The 17461-nt window shown below is 61.8% G+C and carries 14 protein-coding genes and 3 pseudogenes; 5 read left to right on the forward strand and 12 right to left on the reverse strand.

The window, feature by feature from the left end:
- Together M1B34_RS30640 and fadD2 are read right to left on the reverse strand one after the other, a co-directional pair.
- Positions 1-770: pseudogene (locus M1B34_RS30640) on the reverse strand (AMP-binding protein); the annotation flags it as partial.
- Positions 771-1114: 344 nt separating this feature from the next.
- Positions 1115-2803, reverse strand: coding sequence for a long-chain-fatty-acid--CoA ligase FadD2 (gene fadD2 / locus M1B34_RS30645; RefSeq protein WP_268261710.1), 1689 nt, complete (start codon positions 2801-2803; stop codon positions 1115-1117).
- 211 nt (positions 2804-3014) lie between these two features.
- Here fadD2 and M1B34_RS30650 point away from each other — a divergent pair, with 211 nt between their 5' ends.
- Together M1B34_RS30650 and M1B34_RS30655 are read left to right on the forward strand one after the other, a co-directional pair.
- Positions 3015-3959, forward strand: a complete 945-nt coding sequence (locus M1B34_RS30650; RefSeq protein ID WP_268261711.1) for an alpha/beta hydrolase — start codon at positions 3015-3017, stop codon at positions 3957-3959.
- A gap of 54 nt (positions 3960-4013) precedes the next feature.
- The gene (locus tag M1B34_RS30655) at positions 4014-4484 is read left to right on the forward strand and encodes a MaoC family dehydratase (RefSeq protein ID WP_093425453.1); all 471 of its coding nucleotides are present in this window, start codon (positions 4014-4016) and stop codon (positions 4482-4484) included.
- Positions 4485-4511: 27 nt separating this feature from the next.
- Here M1B34_RS30655 and M1B34_RS30660 read toward each other — a convergent pair.
- From M1B34_RS30660 to M1B34_RS30675, 4 genes and pseudogenes are all read right to left on the reverse strand, one after another.
- Positions 4512-5374, reverse strand: a pseudogene (locus tag M1B34_RS30660) (efflux RND transporter periplasmic adaptor subunit).
- 10 nt (positions 5375-5384) lie between these two features.
- Positions 5385-5591, reverse strand: a complete 207-nt coding sequence (locus M1B34_RS30665; RefSeq protein WP_123328540.1) for a DUF1656 domain-containing protein — start codon at positions 5589-5591, stop codon at positions 5385-5387.
- On the reverse strand, positions 5578-7566 hold the full coding sequence (locus M1B34_RS30670) for an FUSC family protein (RefSeq protein WP_268267073.1): 1989 nt from the start codon (positions 7564-7566) through the stop codon (positions 5578-5580). The genes M1B34_RS30665 and M1B34_RS30670 overlap by 14 nt, the downstream gene beginning before the upstream one ends.
- A gap of 157 nt (positions 7567-7723) precedes the next feature.
- The gene (locus M1B34_RS30675; protein WP_123328542.1) at positions 7724-8191 is read right to left on the reverse strand and encodes a ferritin-like domain-containing protein; all 468 of its coding nucleotides are present in this window, start codon (positions 8189-8191) and stop codon (positions 7724-7726) included.
- A 204-nt stretch (positions 8192-8395) separates the two neighbouring features.
- Here M1B34_RS30675 and M1B34_RS30680 point away from each other — a divergent pair, with 204 nt between their 5' ends.
- Both M1B34_RS30680 and M1B34_RS30685 read left to right on the forward strand, forming a co-directional pair.
- Entirely contained in the window at positions 8396-8632 is a 237-nt protein-coding gene (locus M1B34_RS30680; RefSeq protein ID WP_123328543.1) for a DUF3820 family protein, read from the forward strand.
- 14 nt (positions 8633-8646) lie between these two features.
- The gene (locus tag M1B34_RS30685; protein WP_268267074.1) at positions 8647-9837 is read left to right on the forward strand and encodes an aminotransferase class V-fold PLP-dependent enzyme; all 1191 of its coding nucleotides are present in this window, start codon (positions 8647-8649) and stop codon (positions 9835-9837) included.
- A gap of 94 nt (positions 9838-9931) precedes the next feature.
- Here M1B34_RS30685 and M1B34_RS30690 read toward each other — a convergent pair whose 3' ends face one another.
- From M1B34_RS30690 to zwf, 3 genes are read right to left on the reverse strand one after another with little or no spacing between them, the layout of a single operon-like run.
- Entirely contained in the window at positions 9932-10597 is a 666-nt protein-coding gene (locus M1B34_RS30690) for a bifunctional 4-hydroxy-2-oxoglutarate aldolase/2-dehydro-3-deoxy-phosphogluconate aldolase (protein ID WP_268267075.1), read from the reverse strand.
- 17 nt (positions 10598-10614) lie between these two features.
- Entirely contained in the window at positions 10615-11328 is a 714-nt protein-coding gene (gene pgl, locus M1B34_RS30695) for a 6-phosphogluconolactonase (protein ID WP_123328546.1), read from the reverse strand.
- Entirely contained in the window at positions 11315-12784 is a 1470-nt protein-coding gene (gene zwf, locus M1B34_RS30700; RefSeq protein WP_268267076.1) for a glucose-6-phosphate dehydrogenase, read from the reverse strand. Before zwf ends, pgl begins: the two co-directional genes overlap by 14 nt.
- Positions 12785-12990: 206 nt before the next feature.
- Here zwf and M1B34_RS30705 point away from each other — a divergent pair, with 206 nt between their 5' ends.
- The gene (locus M1B34_RS30705) at positions 12991-13851 is read left to right on the forward strand and encodes a transcriptional regulator HexR (protein ID WP_185039093.1); all 861 of its coding nucleotides are present in this window, start codon (positions 12991-12993) and stop codon (positions 13849-13851) included.
- 39 nt (positions 13852-13890) lie between these two features.
- On the opposite strand, the pseudogene M1B34_RS30710 reads toward M1B34_RS30705, so the two are convergent.
- From M1B34_RS30710 to M1B34_RS30720, 3 genes and pseudogenes are all read right to left on the reverse strand, one after another.
- A pseudogene (locus tag M1B34_RS30710) lies at positions 13891-14744 on the reverse strand (D-hexose-6-phosphate mutarotase).
- A 112-nt stretch (positions 14745-14856) separates the two neighbouring features.
- Positions 14857-16206 carry a carbohydrate porin gene (locus M1B34_RS30715; RefSeq protein WP_123328550.1) on the reverse strand — a complete coding sequence of 450 codons (1350 nt, stop codon included), beginning with the start codon at positions 16204-16206 and terminating at the stop codon, positions 14857-14859.
- A 93-nt stretch (positions 16207-16299) separates the two neighbouring features.
- Positions 16300-17460, reverse strand: coding sequence for an ABC transporter ATP-binding protein (locus tag M1B34_RS30720; RefSeq protein WP_123328551.1), 1161 nt, complete (start codon positions 17458-17460; stop codon positions 16300-16302).
- Position 17461 lies beyond the last annotated feature (1 nt).

The following is a 17461-nucleotide window of genomic DNA, read 5'->3' on the forward strand; positions in this document are numbered from 1 at the left end:
CGGGGTGATGAGGATTTCACACCCTTCATTGAGGTTGGCACCCATCAGAGCCTTGCACTGCAACATGTTGGCCACCAGGTTGCGGTGCGTCAGCATCGCGCCCTTGGCCTCGCCCGTGGTGCCGCCGGTGTATTGCAGCACGGCAACATCGCCGCTGGCCGGGTTGGCTTCCTTGACCGGCTGGCCCTGGCCCTTGCTCAAAGCATCGTTGAAGCGAATCGCCTGGGGCAGGTGGTAGGCCGGCACCATTTTCTTCACGTACTTGATCACGCTGTTGATCAGCAGGCGCTTGAGCGGCGGCAGCAAGTCCGCCACTTCGGTGACGATCACATGCTTGACGCCGGTCTTGGGCACCACGCCTCGGCCAGGTGGGCCATGTTGGCAAGGCAGACCAGGGCCTTGGCCCCGGAGTCGTTGAATTGGTGTTCCATCTCCCGCGCGGTGTACAGCGGGTTGGTGTTGACCACGATCAGGCCGGCGCGGATGGCACCGAATACAGCGACGGGGTATTGCAGGACGTTGGGCAGTTGCACCGCAATACGATCGCCAGGCTGCAAGTCCGTGTGCTGTTGCAAGTAAGCGGCAAAGGCCCCAGACAGTTCGTACAACTCACCGTAAGTGAGGGTCTTACCGAGGTTGCTAAAGGCCGGCTTATTAGCGAAACGTTGGCAGGACTGCTTCAATACCGCCTGAATATTCGGATACTCATCTGGATTGATATCGGCAGCAATTCCAGCTGGGTACTTATCCTTCCAAAAGTCTTCGATCATGGAAGCCCACTCCTCAGCAACGCGAACTCATCGCCGCATTTGATGCGATTATTATTTGTCTGTGTTTTTTAGAGGTGAATCTGGCGCTTATTCAGGCCGAGACGTCACAAAGCGCGCCGAGAGTAGCAGCTTTGCCAAAGGCCGACTAGAGCCAAATATGGCCCCAGTAGTTACTTTTATGACTATATAAAACCACCCAGTCACTTTAAGGGCGAATCATAGTTATTTAAAGGACCCGCTCTGGCTCGCGGCTTTGCGCCCGATTAAATGCATCGCGGGCCAGGCCGTCCCTGCAGTATCCCTGCTGGAACGGGCTGGCCCGCGGTCAAACAGCGGCAGTTTGATCAGGCGATATCGCGCAACTCGCGACGCAGAATCTTGCCCACTGGCGTCATCGGCAGCGAGTCTCGCAACACAATGTGCTTCGGTACTTTGTAACCGGTGAAGTTCTCTTTGCAGTAAGCCTTGAGCTCTTCCAGGCTGACCCCCGCCTCACGGGCCACCACAAACAACTTCACTGCCTCTCCGGAACGCTCGTCCGGCACGCCGATGACCGCGCAGTTGGCGACGTTCGGGTGCGCCATGACCACGTCCTCGATCTCGTTGGGGTACACGTTGAAACCCGAGACGATGATCATGTCCTTCTTGCGGTCGACAATGCGCACGAAACCATCCTCATCGATCACCCCGATATCCCCGGACTTGAACCAGCCTTCGGCATCCAGCACCTCGGCCGTGGCGTCGGCTTTCTGCCAATAGCCCTTCATGATCTGCGGGCCCTTGATGCACAGTTCACCGCGCTCGCCCAAAGGCTGCTCGACGCCCTCATCATTGATCACCTTCAGCGTGGTGCCCGGCACCGGCATGCCCACCGTGCCCAGGCGCGACTTGTCGCCATAGGGGTTGGTGCAGGCCACCGGCGAGGTTTCGGTCAACCCGTAGCCTTCAGTGATGCGGCAACCGGTCAAGCTCTGCCAGCGCTCGGCGGTGGCCTTGACCAGCGCGGTGCCGCCCGAGTTGGTGAGCTTGAGGTGAGAGAAATCCAGGGTCTTGAACTGCGGGTGCTCCATCAGCGCCACGAACAGGGTGTTGAGCCCGAGCAGGGCCGAGAACTGCCATTTGCCCAGTTCCTTGATAAAGCCGCCAATGTCCCGTGGGTTGGTGATCAGCACGTTGTGGTTGCCGGTGACCATCATGCACATGCAGTTCGCGGTGAAGGCATAGATGTGATACAGCGGCAGCGGCGCGATCATCACCTCCTGGCCTTCACGCAACAGCGGGTGACCGTCCGGCCCCAACTGCCCCAGGCAGGCCCGAGCCTGTTGCATGTTGGCCACCAGGTTGCCGTGAGTCAGCATCGCGCCCTTGGCCAGGCCCGTGGTGCCACCGGTGTATTGCAGCACAGCGATATCGTCGAGGCCGGCCTGGAGCGGCTGGATGCTCTGGCCACGGCCCAGGCGCAATGCACTCTTGAAACCAATGGCCTGGGGCAGTTGATAGGCCGGCACCATCTTCTTGACCTTGTCCACCAGGGTATTGACCAGCCAGCCCTTGGGGCCCGACATCAGGTCGCCCATCTTGGCTTCGATCAGGTACTGGATATCAGTGTCCGCCAGCACTTCCTGGACCTTCTGCCCGAACAGGTTCATGTACACCAAGGCCCGCGCCCCGGAGTCCTTGAACTGGTGGCGCATCTCCCGGGGGGTGTACAGCGGGTTGGTGTTGACCACGATCAGCCCGGCGCGCAGGGCGCCAAACACGGCGATCGGGTAATGCAGGACGTTGGGCATCTGCACCGCAATGCGATCGCCCGGAGCCAGGTCAGTGTGGTTTTGCAGGTAGCCGGCGAACGCCGCGCTGTAGCGTTCCAGTTCGGCGTAAGTGAGGGTCACCCCCATATTGCTGAAGGCCGGGCGGTCGGCGAATTTCTTGCAGGAACGTTCGAACACCTCGATCACCGACTTGTAGGCCCCCAGGTCAATATCGTGGGGCACGCCGGCCGGGCGCTTATCATTCCAGAAATCAGGTTGCATTATTCTTGTCCTCTTTACCTGAGCGGTCCGAGCCACCTCTGTAACGCTGCCAGAGGCGGGGCTCTCCGGACGTTAGCAGCTATAGCGATTCAGGCAAATATAAGGGCCAGCTTCATAGATTCCGTGAATCTCGCTTCCCAGCCGCTCGCGAATCGGACGGCCCTGTGGGGATGAGCTATACAATGCAGCGTCTGCGAGTAAAGGAACCGCCATGATCCACGATACTTTCTGGCTCACCCTGAACGACCACAGCCGCCTCTACGTCAACCAGTGGTTGCCCGAGGGCCCGCTCAAGGCCTTGATCCTGCTGTCCCACGGCATGGCCGAGCACAGCGGTCGCTATCAACGGCTGGCGTCGGCGCTCTGTGCCGAAGGTTATGGCGTGTACGCAGCGGACCAGCGCGGCCATGGCCAGAGCGCGGCCCAAGGGGTCCTTGGCCACTACGCGGACCAGGGCGGCTGGAGCAAAGTGGTCGGCGACCTGGCCAGCCTCAACCAGCACATCGGCCAGCAGCACCCGGGGGTTCCCATGGTGCTGCTGGGCCACAGCATGGGCAGCTACATCGCCCAGGCCTACCTGCTGCACCACAGCGCCAGCCTGTTCGGGGCGATTCTCAGCGGCTCCAACTTCCAGCCGGTGGCGCTGTACCGCGCCGCCAGCCTGATCGCCCGCTTCGAACGCCGGCGCCAGGGCCCACAGGGGCGCAGTGCGCTGATTGACTGGCTGTCCTTCGGCTCCTTCAACAAAGCCTTCAAACCCAACCGCACGCGCTTCGACTGGCTGAGCCGCGACCCGGACGAAGTGGACAAGTACGTCAATGACCCGCTGTGCGGCTTTCGCTGCACCAACCAGTTGTGGATCGACCTCCTGGGCGGCCTGCAGCAAATCAGTAAACCGGCCAACCTGGCACAGATCGACCCGGGCCTGCCGTTACTGATCATGGGCGGTGAATGTGATCCGGTGAGCAATGGCACGCGTCTCAAGGATCTGGCCGACGCCTTGCGTCAGGCCGGCAGCCAGTGCCTGCAATTGAATATCTACCCTCAGGCGCGCCACGAACTGTTCAATGAAAGCAATCGAGAGGCGGTGACAGCCGATATCCTGGCCTGGCTGGAACAGGCGCTGGAGCACCGCAGGCCCGCCCGATCAGAATAATAATAACGTTTATAATCAGTATCTTACCGTGATTACACAGAGGATTTCAGCGAGATGACCCAGGTTACCAACACCCCTTACGAAGCCCTCGAAGTGGGCCAGACCGCCAGCTACAGCAAGACCGTGGAAGAACGCGATATCCAGCTGTTTGCCGCCATGTCCGGCGACCACAACCCCGTGCACCTGGACCCTGAGTTCGCCGCCGCCAGCATGTTCAAGGAGCGCATCGCCCACGGCATGTTCAGTGGCGCGCTGATCAGTGCCGCCGTGGCCTGCGAACTGCCTGGGCCGGGCACCATCTACCTGGGCCAGCAAATGAGCTTCCAGAAACCGGTGAAGATCGGCGACACCTTGACCGTGCGCCTGGAAATCCTCGAAAAGCTGCCGAAGTTCCGCGTGCGCATCGCCACCCGCGTCTTCAACCAGCGCGACGAACTGGTGGTGGACGGCGAAGCCGAGATCCTCGCCCCACGCAAACAACAGACCGTGACCCTGCCGACCTTGCCCGCCATCAGCATCGGTTGAGCGTGCCGGAGCCGGCTTTCCGGCTCCTCAACGACCCCCTTCCTGAACCTGCACGCTGGCGGTCATGCCGGCGCTCAGGTTGACCCCTTCCGGTACCTTGTCGAGCTGAATCCGCACCGGAATCCGCTGGGCCAGGCGCACCCAGTTGAAGGTCGGTTCGACGTCCGCCAGCAACTGCCCGTCCGGGGTGGCGTTGCGATCGGTGATGCCGCGGCTGATGCTCTCCACGTGACCTTCCAAGGCCTCGCCGGCACTCATCAGCCAGACCTTCACCGGGTCGCCGACGCGGATCCGCGGCAGCTTGGTCTCCTCGAAATACGCCTGCACGTAGAAGGTCGAATCATCGATCAAGGCCATCACCGGCTGCCCGCGTTCACGTAGTTGCCTTCGGCCAGACGCAGGTTGGTGATATGCCCGCTACGGGGCGCATGCACTTGGCTGCGAGCCAGGTTGAGTGCGGCGACCTTGGCTTCGGCCTGGGCCTCGCGCAATTCCCCCCGGGCGATGCCGGCGTTGATCTGGGCGTTCTCACGCAGCTCCGCACTGATGGCCTGTGGGCCCAGGCTGGCGCGACGGCTGGCCTCATGCTCACGCAGGCTGAGTTGCTGCTGCCGGGTCTGGACCACCGCCTGGGCTTTATCCAGGGCCGCTTCAAAACGGTCGCGATCGATGCTCAGCAACAGCTCGCCGGCCTTGACCTGCTGGTTGTCCCGGGCCTTGAGTTCACGCACCCAGCCGGACACATCCGGGGCGACCACCACCACGTCAGCGCGAATTCGCGCATCCCGGGTCCAGGGCGTGAGCATGTAGTACTGCCACAGATGGAAGCCGGCAAACACCGCTACAGCCACCAGGCACAGGGTAAAGGCGACACGAACAAGTGTGCGCATGAATCACTCCTTATAAAGGACCGAGCACTACAGTGATCACGGTCAAAACACAGACATACAACGCACAATCGAACAACGCTTCGTGCCAGATCCAGCGCCCCAGGGGCGTGACACGCAACAGCAGGCGCAGGCCCATGGTCAGCACCAACGCCAGCAACACATCAATCAGAAACGGGCTGAGCAACACCCCGCCCAACGACCACTCACGCAACCCCATGACCTTCCTCCTGCTGCCGGCACCAGCGGCGCCAGCTGTTTTGCAATTGCACCACGGCGCCCTGGGCCAGCTTCAGCGCATCGCTGGGCGGCAACTGCCCCAGGGCCTGGAGCAAGTCGGCCGATGCCCGTTGCAGGTCATCCTCGCGACTGGCTGCCGGGCCTTGCTCAAGAACCTGTTCCAGGTGTTCGAAATACGCCCGCTGCTCAACGCTGAGGGGCACCTGGGCCACCGCCAGGCTCAAGCGCAGGTGCAGTAACTCATCGCCAATGTCCAACCCGAGCAAACCGTCGTCCCAGCGACTGCGGGCCTGCTCCGGCAGCTCCGGGTAATGCCGCGCCAGTTGCAGCAGCCGATCGGCCATGCGCCCACCGAACCAGCTTTCAGCGCCCCGCAGGTTACGGCGGGTCAGGCGCACCAGATCATGCAGGGTCGCCGCCAGCAGGCGCCGCCCATGCCAGGCCGGGTCCCGCAGGATCAAGAGGTTGAAAGCCAGGACCGCCGCGCCCACCCCGAGCACCATGGCCTGGGCGTTATTGAAGAAACTGGCGACATCGAACGTCATGTGGTTCTGCGGCGAAATCAGCACCACAAAGTGCAGACAGAACGAGGTCGCCGTGGCGCCGGTCTGCGGCTTGGCCATGCCCAGGGCACCAAAGAACAGCGGCACGCCCAAGGCCATGGCCAACAGGGCAAAACCGCTCCACTGCGGCAATAGAATCTGCCCCACGACAAACGCCACTGGCACCGCCAGGAAGATCCCGCGCATAAAGCTCATGCCGATCTGCGCCCCGTTTTCCCGGCTGGCAAACAGGCTGCACACCACGCACGTGAGCAACATCGCCCCCGAGGCGGCCGGCCAGGCGGTGGCCATCCAGAAGCTCGCCACAGTCAGAAAGGCCAAGGCACTGCGCGCACCAAACACCAACGCCAGGGACAGGTCCCGATGAGGCGCCAGGGTTGCCGGTTGCTCTGCCGGCGAGTAGCCCTGCTCCACGGCCTGCAAGGCATTGCCGGCGGCCATGGCGGTGTCCAGCAACAGGGCGAAACGCGCCAGGCAGTAACTTTGCGCCGAGCTGATCTGCGGCTCATGGGACGCATCCAGCAAGCGCAGGCGCAGCAACTGCAGGGTGGCTGGATCTGCGGTGGTCAGGGCCTCTTGCACCTCGTCCATCCAAGGCTGCAATTGAGCGGCCTGGGCCTCGTCCAGTTGCTTCCATTGGCGCCGCACCGAACGCGAGATGCGCAGCAGCATCAGCAACTTCTGGCTCAGGCCACTGATGCCCCGGGCCCGCTGACGCCCCTGGCGCCCTTCGAACCAGGCGTGCTCACGCTGGGCGTCCACGGCCACAATACGCCCGAGGATTTCCAGCAAGCCCTGGCGCGCCTGGGCATCACCAGCCAAGGTCGCCCGTGCCGCCTGCAAACCGCTGAGCCAGGCGCTGCGGGCCTGAGCGGACAACTGACGCTCAACATGCATCGGCCAAAGCAAGGCACTGCTGGCCGTGGCGCAAATGATTCCAAGGGAGATTTCCGTGCAGCGGGCCACCGCCTGATCGAACACATTCAGCGGGTGACTGATGGCCGGCAACGCAATAATCGCCACGGTGTAGCCGGCCAACACAAAGGAATAGGACCAGGCACTGCGCAACAGCGTGGAGCTGGCGGTGCACAGCCCCAGCCAAAGGGCCAGGGCCAACAGGAACAGCCAAGGGGTCTGGGCGAACAGCCCCATGAACAGCACCGACATCAAGGTGCCGACCAAGGTACCCAATAAGCGGGCCAGGCCTTTTTGCAGGACCATGCCCGACAACGGCTGGGCAACGATGATCGAGGTCATCAAGGCCCAGGCCGGCTGCTCCAGGCCCCAACGCAAGGCCAGCCACAAGGCCGCGCCACCACCGAGCACGGTCTTGATCGCAAACTGCACGGCAGCCAGGTTGGGCGCAAGCAACGCCTGCAAAGTGATACGCACGAAGAGCACCTTGGGAAGGACAGAATAACCATAGTCGGAACGCGCCGAGAGGCGGCACGAACTAATTATTAGCTAGCTAACTATTTGCCGTCCAGCGCTAAATGACAGGCACAAAAAAACGCCAGACTGGCTGGCGTTTTTGACAGGCTTTTAGTGCTTAAGCGCGAGCACGAGCCTGGTTGCGCAGGGCTTTGACCTGATCGTGGTTACGCTGCACACCGTGGAACTGACGCTCCACCAAGTCGCGAATACCCACCAGGTTATGCTTGTTGATTTTTTCCAGGGCGTCTTTGTAAGCCTTCAGGGCATGGTCTTCGCCACGCTCGGCTTCATTGAGCACGGCTTCTTCATCCTTGCCGGTCACCAAGGACTTCAGATCGACCCAACGACGGTGCAGGTCGCCGCTGATGCTGGTGGTGGTTTCCGGATCGCCGCCCATGGAGCGCACGGCGGTTTGCAGTTCAGCGGCCGCTGTGGCGCAGTCTGCCGCACGTTTGACGAACAGCGCCTTGAGCTCAGGGTGCTTGATGTCTTCGGCGCAGGTCTTGAAACCTTCCTGGCCGTCTTTGCTGGTTTCGATCAGATCGTTGAGGACCGAAATCGCTTCTTTATTCAAGTCAGTCATTTTTCAATTCCTTTCAGGGTGGAGAGTTGCAATAGGTATTGCACCCGCCGTGCCAGGCTGGAATCGATTATTTATTCCTTATTTATCAATAATTTATATTTTAAGCAAAAATCTGTATCCGCGTTATTTGCATGATCTGTCATTTGGCCTGCATGCAGAATGCCTGTATTTTCCAAAACGTTTGCCCTCACCCGACGTTGTGCCATGAACCCTGAAAAGCTTGAACTCCTGATCACCCGTGAAATGCCCTTCGGCAAATACAAAGGCCGCATCCTCGCCGACTTGCCCGGGCCATACCTCAACTGGTTCGCCCGCGAAGGTTTCCCCAAGGGCGAACTCGGCGGTTTGCTGGCCCTGATGCAAGAAATCGATCACAACGGCCTCTCCGACCTGCTGGACCCGCTGCGGGCCAAACACGGCAAGCCCAAACCCCGCCACTGACCCAGAGCCCTCCCATGCCACCGAGCCCTGCTGCCCTCGCCCGCGATGAAACCTATTGGCAAGGCATTGCCCGGGGTTACGACCTGGAACCCGGCCCGATCAACCTGGAGAACGGCTACTTCGGGCGCATGAGCCGCCAGGTGCTGGAGCGCTACCAACACAATATTCAATGGGTCAACCGCAGCAACTCGGTGCTGGTGCGCCAGCGCTTCGAACAGGGCGAGGCCGAGCAGATCCGCCACCAACTGGCCGAGCTGATGGGGGTGGCGGACAACGCCGTGGCCCTGACCCGCTGCGCCTCCGACGCCCTGCAATCGCTGATCCGCAACTACAACCGCCTGCAGCCAGGGGACCAGGTGCTGCTCAGCGACCTGGAATACGACACGGTGAAAAGCGCGGTGCGCTGGCTGGCGCGCTATCGCGGCGTGGAAGTGATCGAAATCACCCTGCCCCACCCTGCCAGTTTTGACAGCCTTGTTGACGCCTACACCCAGGCCTTCAAGGCCCATCCACGCCTGAAATTAATGGCCCTGACCTACGTCACCCACCGCAGCGGCCTGGTGATGCCCGTGCAAGCCATCGCCCAAATGGCCCGGGAACACGGGGTCGATGTAATTCTCGACGGCGCCCACGCCCTTGGGCAGATCGAGTTCGACCTGGAACAACTGGGCATCGCCTTCGCCGGTTTTAACCTGCACAAATGGCTGGGAGCGCCTCTGAGCCTGGGGTTTATCTACATCCATCCGCAGCGCTTGGCGGACATCGACCCGGACATGGGCGAGTTCCATTTCCCAGAACAGGATGTGCGCTCACGCACGCCCTACAGCACCCCGAATATTCCCGCGCTCATGACCCTGCCCCTGGTGTTCGAGGAACACCGCGCCATGGGCGGCTCAGCGGTCAAGGGCGCACGCCTGAATTACCTGCGTGACAGTTGGGTCAGCGCGGTCCGCGGCTTGCCGGGCATCGAGGTGTTGACCCCGGATGACCCGCGTCTGTACTGCGGCATCACGGCGCTGCGCTTCACCCGTCAGGCAGACCAGCAGTGGATGGTCCTGCGCCTGCTGGAGGATTACCAGTTGTTCACCGTGGCCCGCAGCGGCGCCGCGTTCGGGCCCTGTATTCGCATCACCCCGGGGCTGGTCACGCCCCTGGAGCACATAGCGCAACTGATCCGGGCATTGCAGGCGCTGGCAGCCGAATAGGCAGCGCAACACTTTTCTCCAGGCAAAAAAAAACGTGCACCGACCAAGCGCACCGTAAAGCCGTAGAACACACCAACGAAATCGGGTTAAAGCATCAATCCAGCAGGGCCAGCGCCTCGGCGGTGCACTCCTGGATGCGGGCCCAGTCGCCGTTCTTGATCCACTCCGGATCGAGCATCCAGCTACCGCCCACGCACATCACATTCTTCAAGGCCATGTAGCTCTTGATGTTGCCCGGGCCAACGCCGCCGGTCGGGCAGAATTTCACCTCACCGAACGGGCCGCCCAACGCCTTGATCGCCGCCACGCCGCCACTGACTTCCGCCGGGAACAGCTTGAAGCGGCGATAACCCAAGGCGTAGCCCTCCATGATGCCGGAGGCGTTGCTGATGCCCGGCAACAGCGGGATCGAGCTGTCGACGCTGGCTTGCAGCAGGTCACGGGTAATGCCGGGCGTGACGATGAATTGCGAACCGGCCGCTTCGGCTGCGGCCAGCATGCCGCGATCCAGCACGGTGCCGGCACCAGTGACCAGTTCCGGACGCTGCTCACGCAGGATCTGGATGGCCTTGAGGCCGTACTGCGAACGCAGGGTCACTTCCAGGGCAGTCAAGCCGCCGGCAGCCAGGGCGTCGGCCAGAGGCAGCACGTCCTGTTCGCGGGCGATGGTGATGACCGGAAGAATCCGCGCCTTGGCGCAGAGGCTATCGATCAGGGCAACTTTGTCCGCCATGGAAACGGTCGGGCTTGGGTTTGTCATAGCGGCTGATCCTTGGCTCATGGGCACCAGTAAATCTCTAACGGAGGTTGCAAAAAGGCACGCACCGGCATGGCGGCGACATCGTCGTCAGCCAAAGCGGCACTCAGGGTGGTCAATTTGGATTGACCGGCAATCGACAGCACGCTGAGCCTGGCCGAAGCCAGCAGCGCACGGCTCATGGTCAAGCGTTGATGGGGCACGCTCGGCGCCAGCATCGGCCAGCAACGGCGGGTGCCGGCAACATCCAGCGCCTCCGCCAGGTTCGGGCTGTTGGGGAACAGGGACGCGGTGTGGCCGTCGTCGCCCATGCCCAGCACCAGCACGTCGATACCGGGCAGTTCAGCCAACAGGCGATCAGCCTGCTGCGCCGCTTGGTCAAGGTTCGCTGCCGGGCTGTAGAGGCTGAGGAACTGGGCCTTGGCCGCCGCGCCCTGGAGCAGATAACGCTTGAGCAGGCCGGCATTGCTGTCCGCGTGCTCCACCGGGACCCAGCGCTCGTCGGCCAAGGTCACGACGACGTTTGCCCAGTCCAGGTCCTGCTTGGCCAGGCTCTGGAAGAAGGCCACCGGGCTGCGGCCGCCGGACACCACCAGGGTCGCGGTGCCGCGCGCAGCAATGGCTTGGCGCAGTTGTTCGGCCACGTTCAGCGCCAGGCCTTCGGCCAACAGCGTCGGGCTGCGGAACTCGTGGGCGCGTACGCCCGCGGGCAGTTGCAATTCAGATATCGCCATACCAAGACCTCCCATCCCGCGTGATCAGTGCAATGGAGCTCATCGGCCCCCAGGACCCGGCCGCATAGGGCTTGGGTGCATCACCGGACTTCTTCCACCCGGCGATCAACTGGTCACACCACTTCCACGCGGCTTCGATTTCATCTTTACGGACAAACAGGTTCTGATTGCCGCGCATCACTTCCAGCAACAACCGCTCGTAGGCGTCGGGGATCCGCGCACTGCGATAGGTATCGGAAAAATTCAGCTGCAACGGTCCGCTGCGCAGCTGCATGCCCTTGTCCAGGCCTTGTTCCTTGGTCATCACCCGCAGGGAAATACCTTCGTCCGGTTGCAGGCGGATGATCAGCTTGTTGCTGATCTGCAGGCGCTGCTCGGGGGCGAAGATGTAGTGCGACGGTTCCTTGAAGTGGATGACGATCTGCGACAGCTTCTGCGGCATGCGCTTGCCGGTGCGCAGGTAGAACGGCACCCCGGCCCAACGCCAGTTGCGGATATCGGCCCGCAGGGCAACGAAGGTTTCGGTGTCGCTCTGGGTGTTGGAGTTTTCTTCCTCCAGGTACCCGGGCACCGATTTGCCTTCGCTGTGGCCGGCGATGTACTGGCCGCGCACCACTTGGGTGGTCAGGCCTTCCGGGCTGATGGGCGCCAGGGCCTTGAGCACCTTGACCTTCTCGTCGCGGATGCTATCGGCGGACAGGTCCGCTGGCGGGTCCATGGCGATCAGGCAAAGCAGTTGCAGCAGGTGGTTCTGGATCATGTCCCGCAGCTGGCCGGCCTTGTCGAAGTAGCCCCAGCGGCCTTCGATGCCGACCTTCTCGGCCACGGTGATTTCCACGTGGGAGATGTAGTTCTGGTTCCACTGGGTTTCGAACAGGCTGTTGGCGAAACGCAGGGCGATCAGGTTCTGCACCGTCTCTTTGCCCAGGTAGTGGTCGATGCGGTAGATGCGGTTTTCCGGGAAGAACTGGGCCACCGCGTCGTTGACCTTGCGCGACGAGTCCAGGTCCGAGCCGATGGGTTTTTCCAGCACCACACGGGTGTGTTCGTTCAGGCCAACCTTCGACAGGTTTTCGCAGATGGCGCCGTACACCGCCGCCGGGGTGGCGAAATAGGCGATCAGGCGCTGCGAGCTACCGGCACGTTCGGCCAGGGCCACGTAGTCATCGGCCTTGAGGAAGTCCACATGCAGGTAACTCAGGCGTGCCAGGAAACGCTCCAGCACTTGGGCATCAATGTCCTTGGCGCCCAGGTAACGCCGCAGCTCGGCTTCGATAAACGCCAGGTGCTGCTGCTCGCTGCCGGCTTCACGGGCCAGGGCAAGAATGCGCGTGTCCTCATGCAGCAGACCGGCACCGTCGAGTTGATACAGGGCAGGAAAGAGTTTGCGAAGCGCCAGATCCCCCAGCGCGCCGAACAAGGCAAAGGTGCAGGGTTCAACCGTTATCGAAGGCATGATGTTTGTTCTTTTATCAAGTTAAGCTACAAATACCTTTTTTCAAGGCATCACTCAAGGGAAAATGTAGTAATAAACACAACATTTTCTCAAAATGCAGATTGCGTGTGGTGGTCAGTCAAGGCCATCAGTAGGATAGGCCACCGCCACGGGCCGCTTCAAAGGCCCTATTTGCATAGCCGATCTAAGGAACATATATGGACCGCGTGCGAAACCTCCTGGAACAGATCCAGAGTCGCCTTGAAGATTTGAACAAGGCCGAACGTAAAGTCGCCGAGGTCATCCTGCTCAACCCGCAGCAGGCGACCCGTTTCAGCATCGCCGCGCTGGCCCAGGCCGCCTCGGTCAGCGAACCGACCGTGAACCGCTTCTGCCGCTCGTTCGGCGTCAGCGGCTACCCGGAACTCAAGTTGCAGCTGGCCCAGAGCCTGGCCAGCGGCGCCGCGTACGTCAGCCGCGCGGTAGAGGCCGACGACAACCCCGAAGCCTACACACAAAAAATCTTCGGCAGTGCCATCGCCTCCCTCGACAGCGCCTGCCAGGCCCTGGACCCGAACCTGATCAGCAAGGCCGTCGACCTGTTGATCCAGGCCCGGCAAATCCACTTCTTCGGCCTCGGCGCCTCGGCCCCGGTGGCGATGGATGCGTTGCACAAGTTTTTCCGCTTCAACCTGGCGGTGACGGCCCATGCCGACGTGCTGATGCAGCGCATGATCGCCTCGGTGGCCCACACCGGCGAATTGTTCGTGATCATTTCCTACACCGGCCGTACCCGCGAGCTGGTGGAAGTGGCGCGCATTGCCCGGGAAAACGGTGCTTCGGTACTGGGGCTGACGGCGGAAAACTCGCCACTGGCCAAGGCCAGCACCCTGAGCTTGAACATTCCGCTGCCCGAAGACACTGACATCTATATGCCGATGACGTCGCGGATCATCCAGCTCACCGTGCTCGACGTGTTGGCCACCGGCATGACCCTGCGCCGTGGCGTGGACTTCCAGCCGCACCTGCGCAAGATCAAGGAAAGCCTCAACGCCAGCCGCTATCCGGTGGGCGACGAGTTCAACTGAGTCGAGCCCATCGCCGGCCAGCCGGCTCCCACAGGGAGCCTAGGCCACCGCCCGCGCCTGCAGGCTCAAATGCGCCTGCTCCCCGGGCGCCAGGCACAGGCTGTCGGTGCCGCCGCTGGCAGCCTCGACACAGACAAAGCCTGACACCTCGTTCCAGCTCACCCCCAGCAACGGCCGATGGCCTGGGTGCCAAACCACAGTGTCGCCGCACTCCCCGGTATCGATGTGCAGCTCACGCTGCCAGGCGCTGTCCTTGAGCTGCAATTCGCCCTCGTGCTGGAACACCCGCTGACACCCGCCCTCCACTCGCAACTCGCCTTTCTGCTGGCAAGCCTGGCGGTTCAACTGGTCGTAACCCTGCGCACCGTCGAGCCCAGACAGCGCTACCTCACCAACATCACCAATACGCCAGTAAGCGTGCAAAGCCTGGCTCAATTGGCAAGGTTCGCTGTCTTGATGCTCAGTGCTCAGGCGCAGATCCATGGTTTCACCCAGGTGCGCATGCAAGTCGACCTTCCAGTCGCACAACTGCAACTGCCAGTGCAGGCGCACGCCATCGTCGTCACTGCTGCTGTCCAGAAGCTTCCAGTCGATCAGCCGCGCCCACCCGTGGGACGGCCAGGCATTTTCGCTGGGATGGCGGCCGTACCAGGGCCAGCACACCGGCACCCCGCCACGGATCGCCCCGACTTGCGGCCACTTGGCCGCGCACCACAACCAGGGTTTCTGGCCGGCGGCTGGAAATGCAGCAATTGCGCGCCCTGGCGACTGAACACCGCCTGGCACAGGGGATGGTCGATCACCAGGACGTCGCGCAGTTGATAGCGCTCCCAGGCAAACACCGGGCGCTCGCGCAAGGATTTGAAAAAGCGTTGTAGCGGATGCTCGTGCATGTGCCGCAGTCCTGAACTCATGAACCCGAGGAGGCGCCGCCCTCAAAAAAAAGCGGACAGCCTGGGCCGTCCGCGAAATGCGCACATAGAGAGGGAGCTTATCGCAAGCGCGTTAGAACACCGACTGAATTTTCAGGCCGGCGACCAGCGCGTTGTCGACTTGGTCCACACCACCCGGATGGGTGATGTATTGCAGGTTGGGACGCACGGTCAGCCAGTTGGTGACGTGGAAGCCGTAGTTGATTTCGTAGTTGTACTCGGTGTCACGCACCGGCGAGAACGCCAGGTCATCGTAGTCCGTCACACCTGCAGCGGCGTTGGCCAGCTCGGTGTTTTTCTTCACGTCATCGTTGACATGGATGCGCGAGAAACCGATGCCGACGTCGTCTTTTGGACGGGCGTCGAATGGCCCCTTGTACACAAACATCAGCGACTGATAGTTGTCGACGAAGTTGGTGTCCTTGTCGTGGAACGTCGCGTTGGCGGCGATGTTCAGACCACGGGAAGCGTCGCCATTGTGGGTGGTGAGTTGCTGTTGCAGAACACCCCAGTAACCGCTCTTGCTGTTGCGTACGCGGTAGGCATTACCGGTGGTCGCAGCGTCAGCGCCGTTGACGTCTTCGCGAACATCATTGGCGTCGGCCGTGCTCTTGTAGTAACCCACACGGTATTCGCCCGGCAGGCCATTGAGCTTCGGCGACCAGACCAATTCAACCGGCAACACGGTGCCTTTGGTGCCGCTGCCGCTGAGTTTGAAACCGTTGCCGTGCTCCAGTTGCGACGGGTTCTGGTTGTACGCACCGATCTGCGCATACAGCTCAGGCGTGATGTTGTACTTCACGCGCAACGCCGCCTGCATGACCGGCCAGTTGTACCAGATGCCAGTCGCCCAGTTACCCGCCTGGGAACCGCAGAAGGCCAGGTTCTGGAACTCGCAAGGGAAGGTGTTGAAGTCTTCGCCTTCGCCGAAGTAACCGGCCTTGACGTCCAGCTTGCCGTCGAGGAACTGATGCTGCACCCACAGTTGGGTCAGACGCACCATGTGGCCACGGCCGTAGACTTCCTGGGACGAACTCAAGGTGCCGGCACGCGGGTCGCCGACGCGGTCGTTGGAGATGTTCTGACCGTTACGGTTGGTCAGCTGGATCTTGGCCTGGGTGTTATCCCAGCCCCAGAGCTTTTGCAGGTCCAGCGCCACGCCCAAGCCAAACTGGTCGGCATAACGCGCGGTCTTGTCGTTGTTGTAGCCGCCGTGCAGGTTGCTCCCCACCTCACCGACGTAGTCGGCCTTGATGTCGATACCCTGCTCGATCAGCTTGGTACGCTCGCCACCCCAGTCGCCGGTCATCCACTTGGAGTCGGCACTGAACGCCTCGTCCGCCATCGCGTTGGCCGACAGAACCAGTGCGGCTACCGCTGACAGCTGGCAGAGCAAGCGTGTGTTGGTGTGTTTCTTTGTCATCCCTACATCCTCGTCTTTATTGTTATTAACTGTTTTTATCTAACGCGGTTTACAGCGATTGCGACGGATGACAGGCCACCCGCCACGGATTCATCAACGACCCTTGAATTGCGCCACGTTGCCCGTTGCAGCCTGCGCCGCAGGCACGGCCGTAACCCCCAGGCGCTCGCCACTCTTGGCGTCGAACAGCAAGACCTTGGCCGGGTCGAATTGCAGGGTCAGGTTCTCCCCCACTTGCGGCGCCACGTCCGGCGCCAGGCGGCAGCAGACCTTGGTGCCATTGAGGTTGACGAACACCAGGGTGTCCGGACCGGTGGGCTCGGTGACCTGGACTTCGGCGCGCAGGGTCGGCAGGCCATTGGCTTCAGTGCCGGCCAGGCTGATCTGCTCCGGGCGGATGCCGAGGATCACTTCACGGTCTTCAAGCCCGGCGTCCTGCATGCCCAGGGGCAGCTCGCAGCGCGCCTGGCCACTGTCCAGCAAGGCCAGCAGGCGGCCGTCCTTGCGCTGCAGGCGCAGCGGGATGAAGTTCATCGGCGGCGAACCGATAAAGCTCGCCACGAACAGGTTGGCCGGGTCGTTGTAGATCTGCTTGGGCGTGCCGAACTGCTGGATGATCCCGTCCTTCATCACCGCCACCTTGTCCCCCAGGGTCATGGCTTCGATCTGGTCATGGGTGACGTAGACCGTGGTGGTTTTCAGGCGCTGGTGCATCAGCTTCATTTCGGTGCGCATCTCGACCCGCAGCTTGGCATCGAGGTTGGACAGTGGTTCGTCGAACAGGTAGATCTTCGGCCGCCGCGCCAGGGCCCGGCCCATGGCCACGCGCTGTTGCTGGCCGCCGGAAAGCTGGCCGGGCTTGCGCGTCAGCAAGTGTTCGATCTGCAGCAGCTTGGCCACCCGGGCCACTTCTTCGTCGATCTCGGCGGCAGGCATCTTGCGGATCTTCAGGCCGAAGGCGATGTTGTCGCGCACGCTCATGGTCGGGTACAGCGCGTAGGACTGGAACACCATGGCGATGTCACGGTCCTTGGGGCTCATGCCGCTGATGTCGGCATCGTCCACCAGGATCGCCCCACCGCTGATGTTCTCAAGGCCGGCGATGCAGTTCATCAAGGTCGATTTGCCGCAACCCGAGGGGCCGACCAGGATCAGGAATTCGCCGTCATCGATCTTCAGTTCGATGTTCTTCAGCGTGTCCGGCAAACCAGCGCCGTAGGTCTTGTTGACGTTGCGTAATTCGAGAGTTGCCATC

The sequence above is a fragment of the Pseudomonas morbosilactucae genome (assembly GCF_023241715.1).
GTDB classification, from domain to species: Bacteria; Pseudomonadota; Gammaproteobacteria; order Pseudomonadales; family Pseudomonadaceae; genus Aquipseudomonas; species Aquipseudomonas morbosilactucae.